Source organism: Xenococcus sp. PCC 7305, assembly GCF_000332055.1.
In the GTDB taxonomy this organism is placed as follows: domain Bacteria; phylum Cyanobacteriota; class Cyanobacteriia; order Cyanobacteriales; family Xenococcaceae; genus Xenococcus.
Genome location: NZ_ALVZ01000003.1, coordinates 1 through 1,586, shown reverse-complemented (window position 1 = coordinate 1,586; position 1,586 = coordinate 1). Strand labels below are relative to the sequence as shown.

At 53.3% G+C, this 1,586-nt stretch carries 1 rRNA gene; it reads left to right on the top strand.

The features are described 5' to 3' along the window. Positions 1 to 3 precede the first annotated feature (3 nt). Positions 4 to 1,490: ribosomal RNA gene (locus XEN7305_RS00020) — 16S ribosomal RNA — on the top strand. Positions 1,491 to 1,586 lie beyond the last annotated feature (96 nt).

Here is a 1,586-nt window from a genome sequence, read left to right as displayed (position 1 = left end):
TTCACCATGGAGAGTTTGATCCTGGCTCAGGATGAACGCTGGCGGTATGCCTAACACATGCAAGTCGAACGAAATCTTCGGATTTAGTGGCGGACGGGTGAGTAACGCGTGAGAATCTGCCTTCAGGACGGGGACAACAGTTGGAAACGACTGCTAATACCCGATGTGCCGCAAGGTGAAATTTATTTAGCCTGAAGAGGAGCTCGCGTCCGATTAGCTAGTTGGGGTGGTAAAAGCGCACCAAGGCAACGATCGGTAGCTGGTCTGAGAGGATGAGCAGCCACACTGGGACTGAGACACGGCCCAGACTCCTACGGGAGGCAGCAGTGGGGAATTTTCCGCAATGGGCGAAAGCCTGACGGAGCAATACCGCGTGAGGGAGGAAGGCTTTTGGGTTGTAAACCTCTTTTCTCAAGGAAGAAGAACTGACGGTACTTGAGGAATCAGCATCGGCTAACTCCGTGCCAGCAGCCGCGGTAATACGGAGGATGCAAGCGTTATCCGGAATTATTGGGCGTAAAGCGTCCGCAGGTGGTACATCAAGTCCGCTGTTAAAGACCAGGGCTTAACCCCGGGAAGGCAGTGGAAACTGATGAACTAGAGTACGGTAGGGGTAGAGGGAATTCCCAGTGTAGCGGTGAAATGCGTAGAGATTGGGAAGAACACCAGTGGCGAAGGCGCTCTACTGGACCTGTACTGACACTCAGGGACGAAAGCTAGGGTAGCGAAAGGGATTAGATACCCCTGTAGTCCTAGCCGTAAACGATGGATACTAGGCGTTGCTTGTATCGACCCGAGCAGTGCCGTAGCTAACGCGTTAAGTATCCCGCCTGGGGAGTACGCACGCAAGTGTGAAACTCAAAGGAATTGACGGGGGCCCGCACAAGCGGTGGAGTATGTGGTTTAATTCGATGCAACGCGAAGAACCTTACCAGGACTTGACATCCCGCGAATCTTGATGAAAGTTGAGAGTGCCTTAGGGAACGCGGAGACAGGTGGTGCATGGCTGTCGTCAGCTCGTGTCGTGAGATGTTGGGTTAAGTCCCGCAACGAGCGCAACCCTCGTCCTTAGTTGCCATCATTAAGTTGGGCACTTTAAGGAGACTGCCGGTGACAAACCGGAGGAAGGTGGGGATGACGTCAAGTCAGCATGCCCCTTACGTCCTGGGCTACACACGTACTACAATGGTTGGGACAAAGGGCAGCGAGCGAGCAATCGTAAGCGAATCTCATCAAACCCAGCCTCAGTTCAGATTGCAGGCTGCAACTCGCCTGCATGAAGGAGGAATCGCTAGTAATCGCAGGTCAGCATACTGCGGTGAATCCGTTCCCGGGCCTTGTACACACCGCCCGTCACACCATGGAAGCTGGTCACGCCCGAAGTCGTTACCCTAACCGAAAGGAGGGGGATGCCGAAGGCAGGACTGGTGACTGGGGTGAAGTCGTAACAAGGTAGCCGTACCGGAAGGTGTGGCTGGATCACCTCCTTTAAAGGGAGACCTACTCACAGAACGAAAGCAAAAAGCGAATAGTTTTGAAAGAGACATCCCAGAAAGGTCGTACAGGAAAAATTGAAAGTCATAAAG